The following is a 5,001-nucleotide window of genomic DNA, read 5'->3' as shown; positions in this document are numbered from 1 at the left end:
AGGTAATACCGCAAGTGTGGTTGATAGACACGCAAGAAAGCAGGAGGTTCCGGCTGCACCATCTCGTAAACATCCTGCTCTGCGGTCCAGCGCTGCGAACCATTGTAAAGCACGATAGGGAATACTGGCGGCAACCCACCTTTTGGTGTTGTCACCTTGTTCTTCAGCAGGTGGTCGTAGAAACAGGCCACATAGTGCATCAACCGGATTGGCATGGCGCGATCAACCCGGGATTGAAACTCCAGCAGAATATACAAATACACCTGCTGAGGCACGCCCTCCCAAGTGATCTCGACAGACCACACCACGTCTTCGAACTTCTCCTCGAACAGCGGCGTAATATAATTACCACTATGGTTCTTGAGCGTATTGAAATCCATCAGGCCGGCAATCTCAGAGGGAGCAAACCCCTCAACTAACTGTTGTACAAATTCCGGGTGGCTGAACAATTCCTTGTAACCGGTGTCGTGGTGATTCGTTGCCATGCGTCCTCCTGACTCAGCAAACTTTATTGTACCACGCTCAGGATTTTCAGCAGGTAGGACTGGATGTTCTCGGGGACAGATTTTAAATCTGTCCCCGCCTTTCGTTTTCCGCCCTCGGGACAGATTTCAAATCTGTCCCCGTTTTCCGTTTCCCGCCCTCGGGACAGATTTCAAATCTGTCCCGGCTCTACCAGCTGTACCGTCTGTCCCGGCTTTATCGGTCGCCCGGGCCACCCCAGACCGCGGATTCAGATTCCACACCAAATCCCCAACACCCCCATTGGGCGCAAAACCCGTAGGCGCCGTTTTAAGAATCAACAACACACCCTCACAATCAAACGCCTGGCTAGCGTGTTGAAGCTGTTTCACTGTATCCGCCACCTCCGGCCAGGTCATACACACTTCACGGGCCATCATAATGCGCGGGTGTGCCGTGCCCTGTGGGTCGTCACCAATCAACAGCTCTTCAAACAGTTTCTCACCAGGACGCAGACCACTGAACACCAGCTCTATCTCGCCATCCGGCTGCTCCGCGGTTCTTTCGCGGCGGCCCATCAAATGCATCATCTTGCGAGCCAAATCGGCAATTTTAACCGGTTCGCCCATGTCCAGCACAAACACCTCGCCACCCTGCCCCATACTACCGGCCTGCAGCACCAGCTGGCTGGCTTCGGGAAGGGTCATGAAATAGCGAATAATGTCCGGATGGGTGACCGTCACCGGCCCACCGCTGCTGATCTGATCCCGGAACAAAGGCACTACAGAACCTGATGAGCCCAGCACATTACCAAAACGCACCATAGAGAAAACCGTGTCACTCTGGCGCTGCGCCAGCCCCTGCAACACCAGCTCCGCCATACGCTTACTGGCGCCCATCACGTTGGTGGAACGTACCGCTTTATCGGTAGAAATCAACACAAACAACTCAACACCGGCTGCAACCGCCGCCTCGGCCGTGTGCAATGTGCCAAATACGTTATTCTGCACGCCTTCAATCACATTGTGCTCTACCAGCGGCACATGCTTGTACGCCGCCGCGTGATACACCGTTTGTACCGCGAACGAACGCATCACCGATTCACAGCGCCGACGATGCACCACACTGCCCAACAGCGGGTGAACACACACATCCAAACCTTCCGCAGCGTTGATCTGCTGAAGCTCGCGTTCAATCGCGTACAACGCAAACTCAGACTGCTCAAAAAGCACCAGACACTTGGGCTGATGGCGGATAATCTGCCGACACAACTCAGAACCAATCGAACCACCCGCGCCGGTCACCATCACCGATCGTTCGAATAGAGACGAAGCCACCTGGGCGTTGTCTGGCCGCACCGGATCACGCCCCAGCAGGTCTTCAATCTCAAGATCGCGAATGTCGTTAATCCGCGCCTGGCCAGCAATCACTTCGCTGAACGACGGAACGGTTTGTACCGGCAAATTCAGCTTTTCCAGCTGCGTCAGCAACTGGCGACGATTGACATCCATATCCGCGTCAACCGCCAGCAATAAGCGTTTAACCCGATGGCTACGCACCGCCTCTTCCAAATGGCTCAACGCAAACGCCGGCAAGCCGACGATCAAGGTTTTGTGGTTGCCAGGTATCAGACTGATGAACATGACAGGGTGGTATTCGTCACCTTGCTGCAGCGCTTTAGCCAGCTGCACAGCCGTTTTACCGGCGCCTATGATCCCCACACGCTCTTTATCACGCCCGGAGGAGTACTGCACCAGCATACGCATGCTCATACGGCTGCCACCGACAAAAATAAACGCCAGCGCAGAGTAGATCAGCGGAACAGAGCGAGGAACAAACACGTTCAAACCGTAACTAAGTAACACTAGCAACAACGTCGAGGCCGCAACGCCGGTGATGATGGTTATAAAAGCCCGGTCACTCATGTATCGAATAACGGCGCGATACAACCCAAGCCGAACGAACACACCCAGCGTAAACACCACGGTAAGCAGAGAAATCAGCAACTGACCCTTATTGGGCTCCCACAAGGCCACGTCGAGGCGCAACGCAAAAGAGGGGCTAAGCCCCTTACGTTAATGCCGATTCAGTAATGACTCCAACGTATCCGAGGTCAATATAGCTTCCAGCCAGACCTCCAGTTCTGGAACACCGGCAGATTGAATTTGCGCTTCGGCCCAGCGGGGAAGCTCACCGAATTTCAGGCTGATCAGCTTTTTCAAAGCGGCGGACTCACCTTGTTGCATGCCTTGTTGCATGCCTTGTTGCATGCCTTGTTGCATGCCTTGTTGCATGCCTTCCGCTCGTAACCGCTCACTCAAGGTAGCCATGGTGTTGCTCTCCTGCGGGTATTGCGCTTTATATTGTTCCATTTCATTATCATCCAAGGCTGAGTAAATGTCGATGAAGTCAATATACTTCAATTGCTTCTCGGGGTCTGGCTCCAGCGTGCTCAGACCCCGTACGGCGCGGGCGTAGACTTCCAGCTTCTGCTCCTCTTTCCATTTCATCAGGTTCAGACACAGCCGGGCGATCAAATTGCTGCTTTTCCAGTAGTCCTCGGCATTCAATTCCTGCAAGGCACAGCGAATGTAGTGGAATCTCAGGTACTCATGGCAGTCACCACCCAAATTCAGTTGAACAGGTTCGCTGCCGCGAGTGTTCAGGAAAATCACCACTGGCACCACCCGACGGGTCTTACAGAGTTCCGACAAATCCAGGCAATAATGGGCCAGGCGGTGTATCGAAAAGCGGTCGGGGTCGGTTTCCTCCTCAAGCACGAACAATAGCGCTTCACGCTCACCGCCCGGCCATTCCACCATCAGCGGTACATCCAACTCGCGAAAGCGCTCACCAAGCCGCTCTTTTAACTGCTCTTGGCGCAATGGAACAACCCGTGCTTTCGGGCCAATGTGCCTGGCCTCTTCGGGGCTAAAAAGCTCAATGGCTTGCCGTGGATAATCGATGATAAGGTTCTTGAAATTCTGGTCGTGGCTAACTCGCTTGGGTCCATCCATACCTTTCGTCCATTTACTGTATTTAAACAGTAATTTAGTGAACCAACTGAGCGGGGTCAAGCCGAAAGAGAGAGCACTTAGTCCCTGCCAGGCACCCGATCACCCGCGCCCTTGCTGGACACCGTCATAAGGATGTACCTGAGTAAGCGTTCATTCCATGGCGTAGTTGACTTACTTAACGTCACGAAGAAGCCGTAACAGGCCCGGCGAGACCTTGTACTGTTTCATGCCGTCGTCTTCGGCCAGCACGATCACGCTTTTACGGTTGATCTTGGTAACAATCCCAACCTTCGGCCCCTCCCGGCCATTGAAGGTCACTTTCGACCCCACTCGCAATTGACTCAGCGCCTGCATGTTTTCTTGGTCTTGCAGTTGATCAATTCGCCGGCAGATGACCCTGTTCATTTCCAGCAACTGGTCGATGCTCATGTCTTCAATGCGCATGGCTTACAGGCTCCGGCTGGCTTGTCTGTCGGGATGACGTGGATCCACCAGAGATCTCAGCGGCTTGTCCGCGAACCGCAATTTCCAGAGCCTTGAGGTCGTCGTCCCGTTGTTTCTTGAACCAGTCCAGCTGGTGTTTCAGCTGACGAATCGCGTCAGACTGTGCGCTCAACTGCTCCCGCAGCAAGGCATTCTCCTCGGCCAGGGCCGAGAAGGAGGGCAGTGCAGCTTGAAAACGCTTGAATTGGCGGTATTTTTGCACCTCAATGCCATCAATCAGCAGCTGTAAATCCGTCTGGGTCAAGGCCCTCTGACCCGCGGCGGAGGACGGCACCCGGAACTGTCCCTGCTCCAGACGCTTGGCCCACAGGCAATAGTCGGTGCGGTTAAAATACAACATCTTCATCTGGGTTTTGCGACGATTGACGAAGACGAAATACTGGCCGCTGAGCGGATCGTGTTTGAGTTGATTTCGAACCAGGGCGCTCAGGCCCCGGAACGATTTGCGCATGTCGGTGGGCTCGGTGCACAGCCAGATCCGAGCCTGGCTATCGAGCCCGATCATCCGTTCTGGCTCAACCGCAGTTCGACGCCGTTGCCGAGGCTCAGCACAATGTTCCAGCCTGGGCCAGAGCCAGCAGACGACGAAGCGCCTATCAGTGACGACAGGTCCAGAAATCCGGCCTCGCCGGAGCCCGCGGAATCAGCAGCCGGTTCTTCGGTCAGGCGCTTACGCCAACGACAGAAACTGGCATAGCCGATGTCCTCCTGCTTGCAAAATTGCGTGGCCGACAAACCGCTGTCACGTTGTTGATCAACTAAGGCCTGCCATTGCTCCTGGGGACGGTATTTTCTCATGGGGATAACCTCGTGCTGGGAAATGTAAGGTTACTGTAGAAAGAAATTCACCGGGGTGGCAGGACGTCTTGGAATGAACGGTTACTGCCGAGCATGTTTCCATCCTGGGCGTTTTTTACGGCGGTCAAGACTTCGAGGTTGCTTTGCAGTTTGAACTGGACGACTAGCCGTTTAGGACCTTATTCCCTGGGGACAGACTTAAAGTCTGTCCCCGCTTTAC

6 protein-coding genes are annotated in these 5,001 nt (G+C 54.4%); all 6 read right to left on the bottom strand.

All coding sequences use genetic code 11. The features are described from left to right. A partial coding sequence (locus tag A3OI_RS20640; RefSeq protein WP_018405025.1) for an Rpn family recombination-promoting nuclease/putative transposase occupies nt 1–485 on the bottom strand: 485 nt, incomplete at its 3' end. 126 nt (nt 486–611) lie between these two features. Continuing rightward, nucleotides 612–2,498: a polysaccharide biosynthesis protein gene (locus tag A3OI_RS20635; RefSeq protein ID WP_018405410.1), complete on the bottom strand. Its 1,887-nt coding sequence runs from the start codon at nt 2,496–2,498 to the stop codon at nt 612–614. Nucleotides 2,499–2,537: 39 nt separating this feature from the next. Then, nucleotides 2,538–3,479 (bottom strand): RpnC/YadD family protein, encoded by a 942-nt coding sequence (locus A3OI_RS0116825; RefSeq protein ID WP_018405409.1) that lies wholly within the window; start codon nt 3,477–3,479, stop codon nt 2,538–2,540. Between the two features lie 171 nt (nt 3,480–3,650). Beyond that, complete coding sequence (locus A3OI_RS0116820) at nt 3,651–3,923, bottom strand: hypothetical protein (protein WP_018405408.1); 273 nt, start codon at nt 3,921–3,923, stop codon at nt 3,651–3,653. Further along, entirely contained in the window at nt 3,913–4,488 is a 576-nt protein-coding gene (gene tnpB / locus A3OI_RS23255) for an IS66 family insertion sequence element accessory protein TnpB (RefSeq protein WP_018405407.1), read from the bottom strand. Before tnpB ends, A3OI_RS0116820 begins: the two co-directional genes overlap by 11 nt. After that, nucleotides 4,485–4,781 carry an IS66 family insertion sequence element accessory protein TnpA gene (gene tnpA, locus A3OI_RS0116810; protein WP_018405406.1) on the bottom strand — a complete coding sequence of 99 codons (297 nt, stop codon included), beginning with the start codon at nt 4,779–4,781 and terminating at the stop codon, nt 4,485–4,487. Before tnpA ends, tnpB begins: the two co-directional genes overlap by 4 nt. Nucleotides 4,782–5,001: the final 220 nt, after the last annotated feature.

The sequence above is a fragment of the Marinobacter gelidimuriae genome (assembly GCF_000372805.1).
GTDB lineage: Bacteria > Pseudomonadota > Gammaproteobacteria > Pseudomonadales > Oleiphilaceae > Marinobacter > Marinobacter gelidimuriae.
This window is presented reverse-complemented; position numbering and strand designations above follow the sequence as displayed.

Coding starts and splice junctions, on each gene's coding strand:
- A3OI_RS0116825 (WP_018405409.1), bottom strand. CDS start 3,479: ATGGATGGACCCAAGCGAGTTAGCCACGACCAGAATTTCAAGAACCTT.
- A3OI_RS0116820 (WP_018405408.1), bottom strand. CDS start 3,923: ATGCGCATTGAAGACATGAGCATCGACCAGTTGCTGGAAATGAACAGG.
- tnpB (WP_018405407.1), bottom strand. CDS start 4,488: ATGATCGGGCTCGATAGCCAGGCTCGGATCTGGCTGTGCACCGAGCCC.
- tnpA (WP_018405406.1), bottom strand. CDS start 4,781: ATGAGAAAATACCGTCCCCAGGAGCAATGGCAGGCCTTAGTTGATCAA.